The organism is Funiculus sociatus GB2-C1 (assembly GCF_039962115.1).
Classification (GTDB): Bacteria; Cyanobacteriota; Cyanobacteriia; order Cyanobacteriales; family FACHB-T130; genus Funiculus; species Funiculus sociatus.
Window position 1 is genome coordinate 72,599 of the sequence record NZ_JAMPKJ010000014.1, and the last position, 17,028, is coordinate 89,626.

Consider the following 17,028-nt stretch of genomic DNA (forward strand, 5'->3'; position numbering starts at 1 on the left):
AAGGAAGAGGTATTAAGATGGGTCGGGTTTGGCAGGCTGATTTTTATCGGTGTCCTCTCAAGGATGAAAAAGGGCAGGTGTTGTGGGAGTTGTTGATTTGCGACTCTAGCGGCAGCTTTACCTATAAGGCGCTATGTCCCCAGTCGGAAGCGAATTCCAGCTGGTTAGCTGACCAGTTGCAACAAGCTGCTAATGGTCAGCTGCCGGATATTATCCAAGTTTTTCGTCCCCAGTCGTTGAGTTTACTTGAGGCGGCGGGGCGAAAGTTGGGTGTTAAGGTGGAACCGACTCGACGCACTTATGCTTTAAAAAAATTGTTGCAGGAGGCGCAACAATCTCTCTCGCCTCTCGACAAACCGCCGCCGTTGCCATTGCCAGAAAATCTTTGGGGGGAGCAATGGCGATTTGCTACGCTTCCTGCGGGAAATTTGGAGGAAGCTTTTGCAGAACGTCCGATTCCAGTTCTGGAGATGCCAGAATTTCTCTTACCTAACAATTTGGGTTTAGCGTCAACAGTTCCAGTTCCCGGTGTGGCGATTTATGGTGGTCGTCAATCAATGCGTTTGGCGCGTTGGTTACAAGATGCCCGTCCTGTTTCTCTCAACTACATCGCTGGTGCGCCTGATGGTTTGATATTAGAAGCTGGATTGGTTGACCGTTGGGTTGTTGCTACTTTTGAAGATAAAGAAGTTGCCGACTCTGCCCAAATGTTTGAAAGGCGCAAACAACAAAGTCGAGGATTGCATTTTTTGCTGGTGCAACCTGATGATTCAGGGATGACTTATAGCGGTTTCTGGTTGTTGCAAGCAGAAAATTTTGATTGAAAGATTATTTGATTTGGCGCGATCGCAAGCTATGTACCCAAAGATAGATGAAAGTTTTATTTCCCGTTTGATAAGGAAAGTTTTCATCAAGCGTTTATAAGAACCTGCCCATTAAGTATTAGATTATCAGAATTTGGTAGGCTGCGTTGAGGAAGGGAACCCAGCGCGAAAAATTCAATTTTTTAAACTACAAACGCAGTAATTTTGAAGTGTTACTCGGCGTAAGTTGAGAGGAAGGAACTTAATTTAACAGTAATCAGTCAAGGCGATTTAAGAAACCATAAGTTTCAGGTTCCAACTAGAAAGTAAGGAAAACCATGAAAGTTATTAGTGGGATTGCTTTGTTGTTTGTAGGGTTAACACCTTTGATATGGTTAACCTGTTTTACCGAAAGTTATTTTTCACTTAATCCTTTAATTGACACAATAGTGCCTCCCGGATTTACAGAAGCAAAATTTGCCAGTATAAAAATAGGAATGCCCAAAGATGAGGTTTTGAAAATATTGCCACCACCCACATCTAGCACTTCTACAAAATGTTATATTTTTAGACCGAATAAAAAAGATAATTGCTGGTATTATGGCAATGATGGAGCAGCTTTATTCGGCGATTTTGCTTGGATTAATTTTGAAATAGCTTTTGATAAAGAAGGGAAGGTTATCAAGACAAACCGCTACGTTAACGCCGATTAACAGATACTTCTAAACGCCACACGATTTAGTTGCTATCAATCAATAATCTCAGCCTTAACTGGAAGCGCGATCGCAAACTCTGAACCTTGTCCTGGTATAGATTTTACCTCCAGGGTTCCCCCATGCTTTTCCACCACAATTTGGCGGACAATCGATAATCCTAATCCCGTTCCTTTCCCAACGGCTTTAGTTGTAAAGAACTGGTCAAAAACTTTTTTCTTCGTATCCTCTGACATTCCTGCCCCATTATCTATAATCTTAATTACCACACCAGTGCCATCTTCAGTTAGATTTGTGTGGATCGCGATTTGATTAGGATATGCTTTAATTTCCTCAAAAGAACGTTCTTGATTGGCTTCTTCTATGGCATCAATCGCATTTGCCAGCAGATTCATAAACACTTGGTTTATCTGTCCGGGATAACACTCTATATTGGGCAAACAGCCATATTCTTTAATCATCACAATATCGGGACGCTTTTCATTAGCTTTCAGCCGATGTTGCAAAATTAAAATGGTGCTATCTATGCCCTCATGAATATTAAAAAAAACTTTGCGATCGCTATCTGTTCTAGAGAAAATTCTGATAGAGTTGCTAATATGGCGAATGCGTTCCGTTCCCTGTTGCATAGAACCGATGATTTTCGGCAAGTCTGTCAACAGATACTCTAAGTCAATATCTTCCGCATCCTCTAAAATTTTTACTCCTGGCTGAGAAAACTCTTGCTGATAAAGTTGTAAATGATGAACTAAAGCTTTAAAGTATTCTTCAGTATGCTCTAAATTAGCGGAAATAAATCCCACAGGATTATTGATTTCGTGGGCAATTCCTGCTACTAACTGACCAAGGGCAGACATTTTTTCTCGCTGGACGAGTTTGATTTGAGACTCTTGTAAGTCTTCTAATGCCAGAGAAAGTTCCGCTGTTCGTTCTACAACTTTTTTTTCTAAGTTTTTTGTCAAATTTCGCAATTCTAAATGAGTTTTGACCCTAGCTAATAATTCCTCTTCTTGAAAGGGTTTGGTGATGTAATCCACTGCCCCCAAACTTAGACCTTTTACCTTACTATCTGTGTCGGAAAGGGCAGTCATAAACATAACTGGAATATCGCAGGTGGCGGCATTTTCTTTCAATCGCTTACAGGTTTCAAAGCCGTTTATTCCTGGCATCATCACATCTAATAGAATCAAATCTGGCAAGCTATATTGAATCTGCTTCAGTGCCATTTCGCCATTTATAGCTGTAGCAACTTCAAACCCTACATCAGTTAATGCCTGAGATATTAATTGCAGATTAGTAGGAGTATCATCCACTACTAAAATAACATCAGATTTTTGCATATGCAATTATTGCACTCCTGTTAATCTATATATTGATTAAATATTCTATTTCTTTCTGCATGAAAGCTCTTAGTTAAATGCACAATCGACTGGATAAATGGATCATATTTTATGTTTAATTGCTCTATTCCTTAGCTTCTTCTAGCAGTTATTTCAAGCAACCCTGCTGAGCAAGGTTCAGGGCTAACCAGGGATATATGCGTGTATTCCTTCAGCCGCTTAACTTCTGATTTTAAGTAAGAAGCTGTCACAGACCAAACCATAGTCCTAATTATTAGACTGTTAGCAACTGTTTCTATTTCAGCCAGCCAGATTGCTAACCATCCCTCGATTCCATCAACCTTTTGCTGTACTTTCAGAAGAGCATTTTGCTTTAAATTATCTAGATCAAGTTACGCCCAACTTCATAGCTGTAATAAGCAAATAGGCTGACTGCTAAAGTTATGCTGTCGATAATCAGGCTTAGCCTAAAATTAGGATATCAAAGCTATTTCACATTATGACAATGCCATAATTGAGTTAGCATTGCTAATTTTATAATTTGATTAAGTTACTGATTCACGACTATAAATTCAGACAAATAATGGGGTTTTAGATAATATCAGTGGCTGTTTGTCTGACAAATTTCCGGTAATAAAGCTACAAAAATAGCATATAATCAACCAAAAGTAACTTGTGTTAGTACAATAAGTATGATAGCAAAAAACCCTAATCAAGAACTGACAGAAATCACACAAATTGCTGAAGGGGATCACTTACGGGAAGATTTCAACAAGTCTAGCTTGAAGTAATTGGGGAAATTGGGAGTAGTATTTTTGATTGAGTGGGGAAGGATGAGGCAATGGCAACAGTTTTACTAGACGTTGATGCAGGTTGCCTTCAGTGTCTTGCGCTTGAAGCGTAACTTGAATGCTGGTAGAGTAGCGATCGCTTGCTTCAAAAAACTGCTTCAACTCACCCTTAGCACCATAAGGGGCAAACCAATTAAACGCTTCATTCCCCAGCGTAATAATTTTATCTCCTTGCCAATGCAACACCAATAATTGCTCTAAAAAGGGGCGAAATCGTTTTTTTACAGCCTCAGTGTATGCTTTATTCCCCGGTGGTTTGTAAGGCACCGTATTCGTAAGTAAAACGCGCTCGAGGACAACTTGTAAATCGGTATCCTTATTGGGTTCGGTGGCTGCGATCGCACGGTACAAACCCCGACGCACAAAGCCACCAGCAGCGCCGTAAAGCGGTTGACGTGCCCGCACTTCATCTTTTCCCAAATCGCGGGCAAAAAAGCACAGCTTGCTCTCCAGATTGCCTGCATAGAGAATTGGCTGCGTCGGCTCCAAACTCGCTGCCTGATAAACTGGTTCATCGACGGGAAATGTTTCCCGTTGCGCTTCCTGCTGGATATCTGTAATTAACTGTTTAATATCTGACATAACGTCTCTTACTCCTTAAGATAGATGCAATAAATTGTGTCTATGCAAAAGCACATATCTTGAATGATACTCTGTTGAATTGCCAACAGAGTATCCTATACAACCTCTAGATTGAAGGGTAAATTAAAAGCTACAGTGTTTTAACGACTAATTACGAATTTGGAGTTTCCTATGGTGATAGAAACTACCCTAGACGAAGCTTCCATTAAGCAAAGTCTGGAACAATTTCTACTGGTGTTGTCTGTTTCCTTGAGTGTGGCGACACTCTCGCGGATTTTCAGTTGGTTACGCCAAATTCCCTACACATTGCTGCTGGTGATTGTCGGGTTATTCCTAGCGTTTGTAGATGTGCGGCTGGTGAACCTGTCGCCACAATTGATTCTGGAGATTTTTTTGCCTCCTCTGCTTTTTGAAGCCGCCTGGAATATCCGCTGGCGAGACTTGAAGGATGATTTATTTCCAGTCACTTTGTTTGCCATCTTCGGTGTCATCATTTCGGTTATCGGAATTGCATTTCCCCTCAATTGGTTGACTGGACTTCCTCTTACAACTGCTCTCCTTGTCGGTGCTTGTTTATCTGCTACCGATCCCGTTTCCGTAGTAGCTTTGTTTCGGGAACTGGGTGCTGGCAAACGGCTAACAATGTTGATGGAGGGAGAGAGTTTATTTAACGATGGCGTGGCGGTGGTGGCGTTTACGTTGCTAGTGGGAATTCCACTGGGAACCAATGAATTTGCACTAGACACTACAATTGCTAGTTTTTTAGTATTTGTTGGTGTTGGGATTGGAATTGGCAGTTTAGTTGGTTTTGGAATTTCCTACCTTACGCAACGTTTTGACTTGCCATTAGTAGAACAATCACTCACTCTTGTTTCTGCTTACGGCACTTATTTGATAACAGAAGACTTGGGTGGTTCTGGGGTAATTGGGGTTGTCACGGTTGGCGTAATTTTGGGTAACTTTGGCTCTCGCATTGGCATGAACCCGCGCACCCGGTTATTGGTATCTGAATTTTGGGAATTTTTAGCATTTTTTGTCAATTCCATCGTTTTTCTTTTAATAGGCGATCAAATCCACTACTCACGTCTAGTAGAGAATTTTAGTCTGATTGCAGTGACAATTGGGGCGGTATTGGTAACGCGAGCAGTTGCTATCTATGGACTCAGTGCTTTGAGCAATTGGCTAGTTAAATCTCAAATAGGTTGGCGAGATCAAACAATACTTTGGTGGGGTGGTTTAAGAGGTTCAGTTTCAATTGCCTTGGCGGTAAGTGTACCCATTATCTTACCAGGAAGAGACGAAATTATTGATATGGTGTTCGGCGTTGTTTTGTTTACTTTGTTAGTTCAAGGTTTGACAACTCAGTGGTTTTTGGAAAGATTAGGGTTGGTTGGAGATCAGCCAATACGCCAGCAATATTCAGAGGCAATTGCCCGTCGCATCGCCTTAAATCGAGTGTTGAATTATTTATTGGAAGCTGGCAAAGAATCAGAAATCGATCCGGAGTTTTATTGTTACGAGTTACAACTGGTTCAAGGACAACTCAAGGGAATTGAGGAGGAAATTGAGAAGCTGCAAAATCAATATCCTCAGTTGCGATCGCTTAATATGCAACAACTGCGAGAAAAACTCTTAGATATTGAAGCAGACACCTACGCCGAACTGATCCGTGCAGGACGTTTAAATAATCGACTCTCACCCGTATTGCAGGAAATTCTAGCTGAATCAACAGAGGATGAAAGGAAATAAACTGAGGACAGCACCTCAAAGCGAACCCTCTCTTCATCCTCGACAGTTCGATTTCAAAAAGCGTTCGCGTCTACACAAACAAAGTCCGTTGTCAAAGAAGGATCGTTATGACATCGAATCAAAGTGTTAAAAAGATTAAAGTCATTATCTTCCAGCTACCAGTAGAGTTTACCTTTGGTTCAAATATTCCAATAAGTTCGCCGTTTCTTGCGGTGTAACTAAAGTATTCGCACACAAAATCCCCGAAGCAGCAACAGCCGGAACGCCAATTCCTGGCATCGTACTATCCCCCACCCGATACAATCCAGAAATCGGCGTTTGTGTACCTGGAAATATCCCTTTACCAACTGCAATTGCAGGGCCGTATGTTCCCTGATAGCGGCGTAAGTAGTAAGCGTGAGTTAACGGTGTGCCGATAAGTTCTAATACAATGCGATCGCGTATATCCGGAATCACTCTCTCTAACGCACGGAATAGAGATTGCGATCGCTCTTTTTTCCTTTCCTCATACTCCTCATCTCGTCGCCATCCCTCATAAGGTTCCAACGTGTAGGCGTGAACCACATGATGTCCCACTGGCGCAAGATTAGCGTCCCACACTGAAGGGATAGAAATCATGCAAGTATTCCCCGGTTCGGTAATATCTTTACTCGCATCGTGAACTACCACATGATGTCCCGTCAGATTTTCTAAACCCTCAGCACGGATGCCTAAATGTAAGTGCATAAAGCTATCAACTGCCGGGGTTTCTAAAGATTGCTGACGATAAGATGGCGGCAAATCTTCGGGGCGCAATAACTTAGTATAAGTATCCCAAAGGGTAGCATTAGAAATTACAACAGTCGCGTTAATAACTTCACCATTTTTTAACTTGACGCCTGTTACTTTGCCTGATTGGATTAATATTTGCTCAACATGAGCATTCAATTTCAATTCGCCACCCCAACGCTTTAAACCGCGAACCAAAGCATCCACAATTGCGCCACTTCCCCCAATAGGATACTCGACACCAGCGCGAGAACGTTCTCCTAACATAAATGCCACCTCTGGGGCAATTGTCCCGTGCGCCTTAAGTCCAGAAAGTAGAAAACATTCCAAGTCAATTAAGCGCCGCACCCAAGGATCTCGCACCTCTCGATCCATCACATCGCCAACAGAACCTTGGAGGATTCTCAGATGCGGTAGCAGTTTCAATACAGATGGTAAATATTGCCCCATAATTACTGGTATTATCTGCCAATCTGCTCTCAAAGCAATAGTAGAAATCCCCCGCAGTGATTCGTAAAGAGGTAGTAGACGTTTTTCAAATTGTTCTAATTCTCTTGCACCCTGAGGCGTAATTTCAGCAACAGTTTGGCGATATCGTTCAGCATCGCTGTAAACGGGAAAAGTGCCTTCAGGAAAGTGATAGTGACCCATAGGATCGTAGCGAACAGCTTGCAACGATTCTCCCAGAACTTCTAACACTTGCTGTAATGGATTCAGACCGCTTCCAGGGGTGAGTCCGCAATAAAATGAGGGGCCAGAGTCAAAATGAAATCCCTGCCGCGAGAAACTGTGTGCAGCACCACCAGCGATCGCGTGGCTTTCGCAGACTAGCACTCGTTTTCCGTAACGGGCAAGTAACGCCCCTGCGGTTAAACCGCCAATTCCGCTACCGATAACAATTACATCTAAACTCATATTATGGCAATCTCATTTTATTTATAAACACTATCTTTTTTAAAAGAACCGCTAAGATGCTCAGGAAGAGAGAAGAAGTCATTTTTAAAATGAGTTTGATTTATTTAGGGAGATTATTGGATAATTATCTTAATAGCTTGTCAAGCCAATCTTTATGGTACAGCACAACCCGGAAACCAGATTACCAACAAGCGCTGAACTTCCTTGTTCGGATGATACACCAGTGGATAACGAAGACCAAAATTTTATCCCGAATTTTCTATTATTCTTGCTAGAGTTCATTTGGGGTAATCGCCTTGACTGGTATTTTGGTGTGGATATGGGCGTCTATCACACGACAGGCGTGAATCCGAGAGTACCCGTGGTGCCAGATGGGTTTCTAAGTTTGGGAGTTGAACGGAGAAAAAACAATGGTTCGCGCTCTAGTTATGTTCTCTGGGAAGAAAATAATATTGCGCCTATTTTTGTCTTAGAAATTGTCTCTCACACCTATGGGGGAGAATACGACACAAAAATGGCAATTTATGCCAATTTAGGCGTGTTGTATTATGTAATTTATAATCCGAATTTCTGGCGGCGCGACCAGGAACAACCTTTTGAAGTTTATCGTTTAGTAAATGGCTCATATCATTTACAAATCGGAGAACCATTCTGGATGCCAGAAATTGGTTTAGGGATTGGGCGATTTGTAGCTCAAGTCGGAGGCATACAGCGCGAGGTATTGTACTGGTACGATGCCCAAGGTGTGAGGTATCAGACAGGTGAGGAATTAGCTGAAATTGAGCGAAATCAGCGGGAGTTAGCACAACAACAAGCTGAATTGGAACGACAGCGCTCAAATGAAATGGCAGAGTTATTAGAGAGATATCGCGATCGCTTTGGTGACTTAACCCAAGACTAAGACTTTTTCCTTCCAGCTTCAGCTCTATTTCAAAACTTCCGCCAACCTGCTAATACCCTCCTCAATTTGTGGCAAAGTGAGTTCAGAGTAACCAAAGATAAACTCGCCTGGGCGATGCGCTTTGAGATAATGAGGTTGGGCGGACATCATCCCCACACCCACTTTCGCAGCACGATGAATAATCTCCTCATCGCTAAAGCTGGTGTACAGTCGCACCATCAAATGAATTCCAGCCTTTTCGCCTAAAATCGTCGCTTGTTCACCAAAGTGAGTGTTTAAAGCCTGCACTAACACGCTTCGACATTGGTCATAGTGCGATCGCATTCTTCTCAGATGACGTTCTAAATGCCCTTCTTCAATAAAATCTGTCAGGATATACTGCTCTAACAACGGTAACTGGCGATCGCTCAACCGCTTGGCGCGGGTAAAGATTGATACTAAATTCTGGGGTAACACTAAATAGCCAATTCGCAGCGAGGGAAACAGCACCTTCGAGAAAGTCCCGATGTAAAGCACTGAGTCACTTTTATCTAACCCTTGCAAGGCGGGAATCGGACGATCGCCATAGCGATATTCGCTGTCATAATCATCTTCAATAATCATCGTCCCCGTAGAGTGCGCCCAAGAAAGTAACTCTAATCGCCGAGGAAGCGATAGTATCGCCCCAGTGGGAAACTGGTGAGAGGGCGTTACGTAGACAAGTTTAATCGGTTCAGTTGTAGCGGCTAAATCCTTGACCAATAAGCCTGACTCATCTACACCGATAGGCAATAGTTTAGCTCCCTGTGAGAGAAAGATTCGCCGTCCACTGAGGTAGCCTGGGTCTTCGATCGCGATCGCATCCCCAGGATCGATCAACAAGCGCATCACCATATACAGCGCTTGCTGGCTGCCATTGGTCATGATTACAGAGTCGGGGTCGCACTGCACCGCACGAGAACGAGACAGGTAACGGGCGATCGCTTCTCGCAAAGGTCTGTGTCCTTGCGGATCGGTTGCATAGTCCAGCCAAGAGGAGCCTTTGCGACAGTGACTCAACAGCAGCTTGCGCCACAGTTGCATTGGAAATTTATCAAAAGCAGGTCGTCCGTAGCGAAAGCTAATCGCGGTGTCGGGTACACTCGTCAAAGAGACATCCGTCTGGGATAGTTTTATCCCATACTTGGACAGCTTGCAAAGTGGACGCGCAATCTTCTCTTGAGACTCAACGGGCGTACTTCGCAACATCAGGTCGGGGAGTTGATCGCAGACAAACGTCCCAGAACCTACGATGGTCTGGATATAGCCTTCGCTGAGCAGTTGCTCATAACTTTGGGTGACGGTAGTACGAGAAACCCCTAAAGATTTGGAGAGCGATCGCGTTGAAGGAATGCGCTCTTTTGGCGCTAAACGTCCGCTCAAAATAGCTTGACGCAGTTCTTCGTATAGCTGTCGATGTAATGGTACTGCATTGCTGTCGAGGGCGATCGCTAAATCCATACTTCCCCGCTTGAGAGAATCAGACCAAAGTGGACTTATATTAGATCCCAAAAGTGGCTCTTGTAGAAGACCAATTTCAAGATTACTCTAACAGTGAAACAAGCGTGAACTCGTATCGTGCTGATGGAACAAGAAATCCATATCAGAGAGGCTTTTCCAGAGGAAGATTCCCTAATTGCTGAACATTTTTATCAAATGTGGCTGGATAATCATGTTCCTTCTGATTCTATTGAGCCTGACTGGCTCCACATTACGCTCCAGTTTATAGAACGCGCTCGCAAAGAGCGATGCTACAAAGCTTTTGTTGCGGAGGTTGATAGTAGAGCGATCGCTTCAGCCAGTTGTCAGCTGTTTGCTGGTCTTTACCCGCATATCCTCAAACCGGAATATCGCAACTATGGATACATTTGGGGAGTTTACGTTGAACCGCCTCACCGCAGACAGGGACTTGCCAAAAAACTCACACTTTGTGCAATCGACCATCTGAAATCGCTTAACTGCACAAGGGTTATCCTACACGCCTCTCCATCAGGTAAGCCAGTTTACTCTAGTCTTGGGTTCAGCGAAAACAATGAGATGCGGTTGGATCTGACGTGATTTAAAAGACGTTACCAAGCGCCTGTAAGCCGTGAAAGGTATTAAATACTACTAGGAGGAAATCATGAGTTCTTTAGAACATGAAATGAGTGAGGAACGTACCCCTACGCAACGCAGCACCGTCAAGCGTCTTCCTCAACGCGCAGATTATGAAAGTCAGGTTATCTATCAAATTTTGGATGAAGGGTTGGTGTGCCATGTTGGATTTGTCGTAGACGGTCAGCCTTTTGTCATTCCTACTGCTTATGGAAGGGTAGGAGATAAGCTGTATATTCATGGATCGCCTGCTAGCCGGATGTTGCGATCGCTCTCCAACCGGATTGAAGTCTGCGTTACAGTCACCCTGCTGGATGGGCTGGTACTGGCGAGGTCTGCCTTCCACCACTCAATGAATTATCGCTCGGTTGTAATCTTTGGCACAGCAGTGATTGTGGAAAACCCTGAAGAAAAGCTAGAAGCACTCCTCGCTTTTACCGAACACGTAATACCGGGACGATGGGCAGAAGTGCGATCGCCAAGCCGCCAGGAACTTCAGGGAACCTTGGTACTCTCCCTACCCCTAAATGAGGCATCAGCTAAGGTGCGGACTGGTGATCCTAACGATGACGAAGCAGACTACAGCTTACCCGTGTGGGCGGGTGTTGTTCCCCTGCAATTAACTGCTGCTGCGCCAATTGCCGATTCTCGTTTACAGCCGGGAATCAGTCTACCTCCTTATGTACAAAATTACACCCGTGTTTGCGAAAGGTGACAAGCAATGATCAATCTCAGCGTCAACCTCAATAAGGTTGCTCTGCTCAGAAATTCCCGTTCTTTGGAACTCCCAAGCGTCACCAAAGCTGCGGCAATCTGTATCGAAGCTGGTGCCAATGGCATTACAGTTCACCCCCGCCCAGATAAACGTCACATTCGACCAGAGGATGTGTATGCTCTAGCGGAAATGATTACGGTTGAGTTTAATATTGAAGGGAATCCATTCCAACCGCAGTTTATGGAAATGGTTCGCCAAGTGAAACCTACGCAGTGTACATTGGTGCCGGATGCTGCCGATACTTTCACTTCGGATCGCGGTTGGGATCTGGTGGAAGATGGACAGCGGCTAATCCCGATTATTGATGAGTTAAGAAATCTGGGAATTCGAGTCAGTTTGTTTTTGAATCCAGATTTGGTGCAGATTCAACACGCTAAAGACATCGGCACCCAACGGATTGAGCTGTATACTGAACCCTATGCGGCTGCATTTGGGCATGGCGATGTGGAGTCTGTTTTTCAGGAATACGCGATCGCTGCTCAAACGGCTCAATCCCTCGGTCTAGGGGTTAATGCTGGACACGATCTCAATCTCCAAAATCTGGGAAAATTCTGCTCTATTCCCGGTATCCTAGAAGTCTCTATTGGTCATGCTCTGATTGCTGATGCGTTGGAAATCGGGTTATCTGGGGCTGTCAAAGCCTACTTGCAAATTTTAGCCCAGGTAGAAATTTCAAATAAAGAGGCGTAAATGGTTGAAGTTATTAGTCCTCAGCACGAATGACACTGGCTTAAAAGCCGTGAAATTTATTTCACTTTTCAAAGCTAAAACCTGTTGAAACTCTTTGAAATTAATATACACAAAGCATTTTATTTTGTTTCAACAGACTTAAGATTTTAGCCCGTTCGCGTAGCGTTCCCGAAGGGTACTTTAGTTCCTGGCTTGAGCTTTCAAGACAGGTCTATCGTAATTGTCGTAGCAATTGCAATGCTTTTTGATAATCAGCAGTCATACCTTGATCGCTAAAAAGTTCTGCTGCTGCTTGTAAATCTTGAATTGCGCCTCTTGCATCGCCTGTTTCGTAGCGAATTAACCCCCGATTTCCGAAAGCTTTGGCAAATTTGGGAGAAATAGATATTGCCTCACTATAGTCATCAATTGCTGCTTGAGGATTACCAATTAAATGACGGGCAATTGCCCGATTGTAGTAAGCTGCTGCATTGTTAGGATCGCGCTGGATGGCTTGGTCATAATCCGCGATCGCTTCTTCTATATCTCCCATTCGCCGCCGAAGAATCCCTCGGTTGTAATAAGCTTCTGCTAGATTCGGATTGAGACTCGCCGCCTTAGTAAAATCGGCAATTGCTTCCTTTGTTTCACCTAATTTAACGCGAACATTTCCCCGGTTCACGTAGGCATTGGCATAGTTAGGTTGTATCCGAATTGCTTTGCTTAAATCCTCAAAAGCCGCTTTAGAATCGCCTAACCCACTCAGCGCATTTCCCCGATTGTAGTAAGCGATCGCACTCTTTGAATTAAGCTTCAGGGCTGCGGTGTAATCTTCAATTGCTTCTCGATATTTTTTTTCTTCAGCATACACAGCACCCCGACTTAAGTACGCATCAGTATTTTTAGGATTCAACCCCAACACAGAGGTATAGTCTGCGATCGCACCTGAATTATCTCCTAGCTGACGCTTTGCCAAACCCCGGCGATAATAAGCTTTTTCCAAGGTGGAATCTAGGCGAAGTGCTTCATTGAAATCTGTGACAGCATCGCTGTAGTCACCTTTGTTATACTTTCGTTCGCCCCGATTAAACAATTCCTCAGCACTTAATTGAGCTAATACTGGGGACTGGGGGCTGGGGATTAGGGAATGGGGATTGAGGGATAATCCACTCAGTAGAATCGCCAGTCCCAAAATTTTTATTGTGTATTGATATTGCATGGCTTTATCCAATTTTGGATTTTAGATTTTGGATTTTTGTCTTCAATCCAAAATCTAAAATCTAAAATCCCTGAAAACTGTAGATTTTTTGAGTTTCTAAGTTGTCACAAACAGAGGAAGGTAGAGTACCTATAGGGAAGGTTTGCCGATCTAGGTGTATTTGTAACCCTGTCAGCGGGTCTAAACCAGTTGAAATCATAAATTCCAGTCCTTCCAAATGCTGCCATTGCAATAAAGCATCGAGAATTTGCGCGATCGCTTTCACATAAGGATGACCATTGTCCTGATACCAATCGGATGCTGCCAGATGCGGTTGGTCAAAACCCAAGTGAACAGTTAGCGATGGTTTCCCGAAAAGCGCGATCGCTACAGGTCTCGTTTCTTCCTGCAACAACAAATCGTGACTTCTTGCCAAATGCCGCAGTTTATCCAATCTTTCGTAGCGTTCCGTTACCTGCGGTTCATCCTGCCAGTGCAGCGCTACCGTAACTAAATACGTCTGCAACAGCATATGACCCAACTTTTGGGCTTTTGTCGCTAGATAGATCGAATTATAATCATTTGCCTCAATTAACAACGGCACCCGATCTACCACCTCCAAACCGTACCCTTTCAACCCAGCAATTTTGCGGGGATTATTAGTAATCAAGCAAATTTTTGTTATACCTAAATCGTTGAGAATTTGCGCTCCTACCCCATAATTCCGCAAATCGGCAGGAAATCCCAATCGCTCATTTGCTTCTACAGTATCCAGCCCCATATCTTGCAAAGAATAGGCTTTCAACTTATTAATTAGACCAATTCCCCGCCCTTCTTGCCGCAGATAAACCACAACGCCTGATCCGGCATTTTCAATCATTTTCAGCGCCGCTTGCAGCTGCATTCGGCAGTCGCAACGCAGAGAACCCAAAGCATCACCAGTCAGACATTCCGAGTGCATCCGCACCATCACCTTTTTGTCATTAAAATCAGCTGGGTTGCCCTTAACAATAGCAACTGTTTCTGATTGATCTAGGGTGTTACGGTAAGCGTAAATTTGGAAATTGCCAAACTGAGTAGGCAATTCGGCAATTGTTTCTCGACAGACGAATCTTTCGTGATTGAGGCGGTAACTAATTAAGTCAGCAATACTGATAATTTTCAGATTGTGCATCTTGGAGTATTCTATTAACTCCGGCAACCGCGCCATCGAACCATCGGGATTTTGAATTTCGCAGATCACCCCAGCTGGATATAATCCTGCCAATTTTGGCAAGTCAACCCCGGCTTCTGTATGACCCGCCCGTTTCAAAACGCCACCTTCCCGCGCCCGTAGAGGGAATATGTGACCCGGACGGCGCAAGTCTTGTGGGGATGTTGCGGGATTGATAGCTACCTGGATCGTCAGCGCCCTATCTTCAGCAGAAATTCCTGTGCGTACACCCATAGTAGGGGAGGCATCGATGCTGATGGTGAAGGCGGTTTGGTTGCTGTCGGTGTTGTTGCTAACCATCAAGGGCAGATCGAGTTCATCCAAGCGATCGCCTGTCAGCGCCAGACAAATCAGACCCCGCGCATACACCGCCATGAAATTGATTGTGTCCGGCGTGGCGAACTGCGCCGCACAAATCAAATCACCTTCGTTTTCCCGACTCTCATCATCCACTACCACGACCATCCGCCCAGCCTTGAGGTCTGCTAAGGCAGCATCAATCGAGTCAAATTTAAACGTTTGGTTTGAAGCAGCGCGATGCTTCGCATCTTGGCTTTGAGGCAATTCCACAGATTAACAACAATAAACCGTAAAAAACTATCTCTCTTGATAGTAGCCTGTTGCCACCACTAAGAGGGGCAGTCACTTAGATTATAGAGCGATGTTGCTAACGCGCGATCGCTCACACTTGATACTTATAGTCTGTGGCACAATCGGTAGTTGAAGTATCATCCTTTCTCCTAATAGTGGCACCTGAGCTTGAAAAATTTGGCGAACAAGTCCGACAACTGAGAAAAGCACTAGGGCTTTCTCAGGAAGATTTGGCAGAACTGACAGATTTACACCGCACCTATATTGGCGGAATTGAGCGCGGTGAAAGAAACGTTGCCTTAATCAATATTGTCCGCTTAGCAAAAGCCTTAAATGTGTCACCGAGTGAACTATTAAAAGGAATTGAATGACAGAATTGCCACAACTTATATAGGAACTGCGATATATCAGCATGGTGATGAATAAAGCTAATTAGAATCCGCAGGAAAGCCAAAACTATTTAGCAGTAGCAGTGCTTTTATTAACTGAATAAATTACTAAATTATCGGAGCAATATACGATTAGTTGCTATAGTTAGCCTTGAATCCCGGCAACTAACATTGTCGCGCTGGACGATTATGTTAAAATTTCTACCACCAAATCTTAGTTTTGATACTACAATGCAGCAAAAGTAGCTTTGTGCGATCGCTTTGACTTTGGCTGATTACTGACCGCTTAAAATTAAAGATTTTTAGGAAACAAGAGCATCATGGGTGAATTAGGACGTGTGCCAGTTGGAATTGTTGGCGCGTCGGGCTATGGTGGTGTGCAACTGGTCAGACTCTTGAAGGAGCATCCGGGAGTCGAACTGGTTTACTTAGGTGGCGAAAGTAGTGCCGGAAAGCCATTTTCCGACCTCTACCCGCATCTAGGTCATTGCGTTGACTTAAACATAGAACCCCTGGATTTAGACACCATTGCCAGTCGCTGTAAAGTCGTTTTTCTCTCCTTGCCGAATGGGCTTGCCTATCAGATGGCACCAGCATTGGTGGCGAAGGGGTGCAAAGTGCTGGATTTATCGGCTGACTACCGATTTTTTGACTTGGAAACATACCAATCCTGGTATGGTGGCGATCGCGCAGATCGAGAAATTGCTGCCACAGCAGCTTATGGCTTACCGGAACTATACCGCGATCGCATTGCCGAAGCCTCGCTAATAGGTTGTGCTGGTTGCTACCCTACCGCGAGTCTCCTGGCACTCTCACCACTCTTAAAGCAAGGATTAATCTTGTCAGAAACCGCCATTATCGATGCCAAATCCGGCACATCTGGCGGCGGACGGCAAGCAAAAACCAATCTGTTACTAGCTGAGGCTGACAACTCGCTTGGCCCTTACGGAGTCGGCGGAAGGCACCGCCATACCCCAGAAATTGAGCAAGTTTGTAGCGATTTGGCTGGACACGAAGTCAGAGTACAATTTACCCCGCACCTGATCCCGATGGTGCGCGGAATTTTAGCCACCGTTTACGCCACCCTGCGCGATCCCGGACTGGTGCGAGAAGATTTACTGACCATTTACAAAGCCTTCTACCGCTCATCTCCTTTCGTCAAAATGTTACCAGGCGGCACTTACCCACAAACAAAGTGGGCTTGCGGTACCAATTTATGCTATATCGGCATCGAAGTTGATCCCCGCACCGACCGCGTAATAGTTATGTCAGCAATTGACAACTTAGTCAAAGGGCAAGCAGGTCAAGCCCTCCAGTGTCTCAACCTAATGATGGGTTGGGAAGAAACACTTGGGTTGCCAACTATGGGCTTTTACCCATGAATAAGACACCTCATATTCTCGTTCCCAGGCTGAGCCTGGGAACGAGGGGGTGGGAGGCTGAGCCTCCCGTACCGAAA

At 44.3% G+C, this 17,028-nt stretch carries 15 protein-coding genes; 9 read left to right on the forward strand and 6 right to left on the reverse strand.

The window, feature by feature from the left end; all coding sequences use genetic code 11:
* Positions 1 to 17 precede the first annotated feature (17 nt).
* Positions 18 to 824, forward strand: coding sequence for a Tab2/Atab2 family RNA-binding protein (locus NDI42_RS09500; protein WP_190454669.1), 807 nt, complete (start codon positions 18 to 20; stop codon positions 822 to 824).
* Between the two features lie 317 nt (positions 825 to 1,141).
* A complete protein-coding gene (locus NDI42_RS09505) occupies positions 1,142 to 1,516 on the forward strand; it encodes a hypothetical protein (protein WP_190454671.1) in 375 nt (124 codons plus the stop codon).
* A gap of 35 nt (positions 1,517 to 1,551) precedes the next feature.
* On the opposite strand, the gene NDI42_RS09510 is transcribed toward NDI42_RS09505, so the two are convergent.
* Both NDI42_RS09510 and NDI42_RS09515 read right to left on the reverse strand, forming a co-directional pair.
* Positions 1,552 to 2,856, reverse strand: coding sequence for a hybrid sensor histidine kinase/response regulator (locus tag NDI42_RS09510; RefSeq protein ID WP_190454674.1), 1,305 nt, complete (start codon positions 2,854 to 2,856; stop codon positions 1,552 to 1,554).
* Positions 2,857 to 3,611: 755 nt separating this feature from the next.
* The gene (locus NDI42_RS09515; RefSeq protein WP_190454678.1) at positions 3,612 to 4,289 is read right to left on the reverse strand and encodes a uracil-DNA glycosylase family protein; all 678 of its coding nucleotides are present in this window, start codon (positions 4,287 to 4,289) and stop codon (positions 3,612 to 3,614) included.
* 171 nt (positions 4,290 to 4,460) lie between these two features.
* Here NDI42_RS09515 and NDI42_RS09520 point away from each other — a divergent pair, with 171 nt between their 5' ends.
* Positions 4,461 to 6,038 carry a Na+/H+ antiporter gene (locus NDI42_RS09520; RefSeq protein ID WP_190454681.1) on the forward strand — a complete coding sequence of 526 codons (1,578 nt, stop codon included), beginning with the start codon at positions 4,461 to 4,463 and terminating at the stop codon, positions 6,036 to 6,038.
* A 168-nt stretch (positions 6,039 to 6,206) separates the two neighbouring features.
* Here the strand turns inward: NDI42_RS09520 and NDI42_RS09525 are convergent, their stop codons facing one another.
* On the reverse strand, positions 6,207 to 7,721 hold the full coding sequence (locus NDI42_RS09525; RefSeq protein WP_190454685.1) for a phytoene desaturase family protein: 1,515 nt from the start codon (positions 7,719 to 7,721) through the stop codon (positions 6,207 to 6,209).
* A gap of 154 nt (positions 7,722 to 7,875) precedes the next feature.
* On the opposite strand from NDI42_RS09525, the gene NDI42_RS09530 reads away from it, so the two are divergent.
* On the forward strand, positions 7,876 to 8,622 hold the full coding sequence (locus NDI42_RS09530) for a Uma2 family endonuclease (RefSeq protein ID WP_190454689.1): 747 nt from the start codon (positions 7,876 to 7,878) through the stop codon (positions 8,620 to 8,622).
* A 24-nt stretch (positions 8,623 to 8,646) separates the two neighbouring features.
* Here NDI42_RS09530 and pdxR read toward each other — a convergent pair whose 3' ends face one another.
* Positions 8,647 to 10,101 carry a MocR-like pyridoxine biosynthesis transcription factor PdxR gene (gene pdxR / locus NDI42_RS09535; protein WP_190454742.1) on the reverse strand — a complete coding sequence of 485 codons (1,455 nt, stop codon included), beginning with the start codon at positions 10,099 to 10,101 and terminating at the stop codon, positions 8,647 to 8,649.
* Positions 10,102 to 10,224: 123 nt separating this feature from the next.
* Between pdxR and NDI42_RS09540 the strand changes: the two genes are divergently transcribed.
* The 3 genes from NDI42_RS09540 (at position 10,225) to NDI42_RS09550 (ending at position 12,199) form a co-directional block, all read left to right on the forward strand.
* Complete coding sequence (locus tag NDI42_RS09540; RefSeq protein ID WP_190454692.1) at positions 10,225 to 10,698, forward strand: GNAT family N-acetyltransferase; 474 nt, start codon at positions 10,225 to 10,227, stop codon at positions 10,696 to 10,698.
* 64 nt (positions 10,699 to 10,762) lie between these two features.
* Positions 10,763 to 11,449, forward strand: a complete 687-nt coding sequence (locus NDI42_RS09545) for a pyridoxamine 5'-phosphate oxidase family protein (protein WP_242017618.1) — start codon at positions 10,763 to 10,765, stop codon at positions 11,447 to 11,449.
* 6 nt (positions 11,450 to 11,455) lie between these two features.
* Positions 11,456 to 12,199, forward strand: a complete 744-nt coding sequence (locus NDI42_RS09550; RefSeq protein ID WP_190454694.1) for a pyridoxine 5'-phosphate synthase — start codon at positions 11,456 to 11,458, stop codon at positions 12,197 to 12,199.
* 211 nt (positions 12,200 to 12,410) lie between these two features.
* Here the strand turns inward: NDI42_RS09550 and NDI42_RS09555 are convergent, their stop codons facing one another.
* Both NDI42_RS09555 and ribBA read right to left on the reverse strand, forming a co-directional pair.
* Positions 12,411 to 13,397, reverse strand: coding sequence for a tetratricopeptide repeat protein (locus NDI42_RS09555; protein ID WP_190454697.1), 987 nt, complete (start codon positions 13,395 to 13,397; stop codon positions 12,411 to 12,413).
* A gap of 61 nt (positions 13,398 to 13,458) precedes the next feature.
* Positions 13,459 to 15,159: a bifunctional 3,4-dihydroxy-2-butanone-4-phosphate synthase/GTP cyclohydrolase II gene (gene ribBA / locus NDI42_RS09560; protein WP_313931014.1), complete on the reverse strand. Its 1,701-nt coding sequence runs from the start codon at positions 15,157 to 15,159 to the stop codon at positions 13,459 to 13,461.
* A gap of 176 nt (positions 15,160 to 15,335) precedes the next feature.
* Here ribBA and NDI42_RS09565 point away from each other — a divergent pair, with 176 nt between their 5' ends.
* Both NDI42_RS09565 and argC read left to right on the forward strand, forming a co-directional pair.
* On the forward strand, positions 15,336 to 15,551 hold the full coding sequence (locus NDI42_RS09565) for a helix-turn-helix domain-containing protein (protein ID WP_313931015.1): 216 nt from the start codon (positions 15,336 to 15,338) through the stop codon (positions 15,549 to 15,551).
* Between the two features lie 338 nt (positions 15,552 to 15,889).
* Positions 15,890 to 16,951 (forward strand): N-acetyl-gamma-glutamyl-phosphate reductase, encoded by a 1,062-nt coding sequence (gene argC / locus NDI42_RS09570; RefSeq protein WP_190424004.1) that lies wholly within the window; start codon positions 15,890 to 15,892, stop codon positions 16,949 to 16,951.
* Positions 16,952 to 17,028 lie beyond the last annotated feature (77 nt).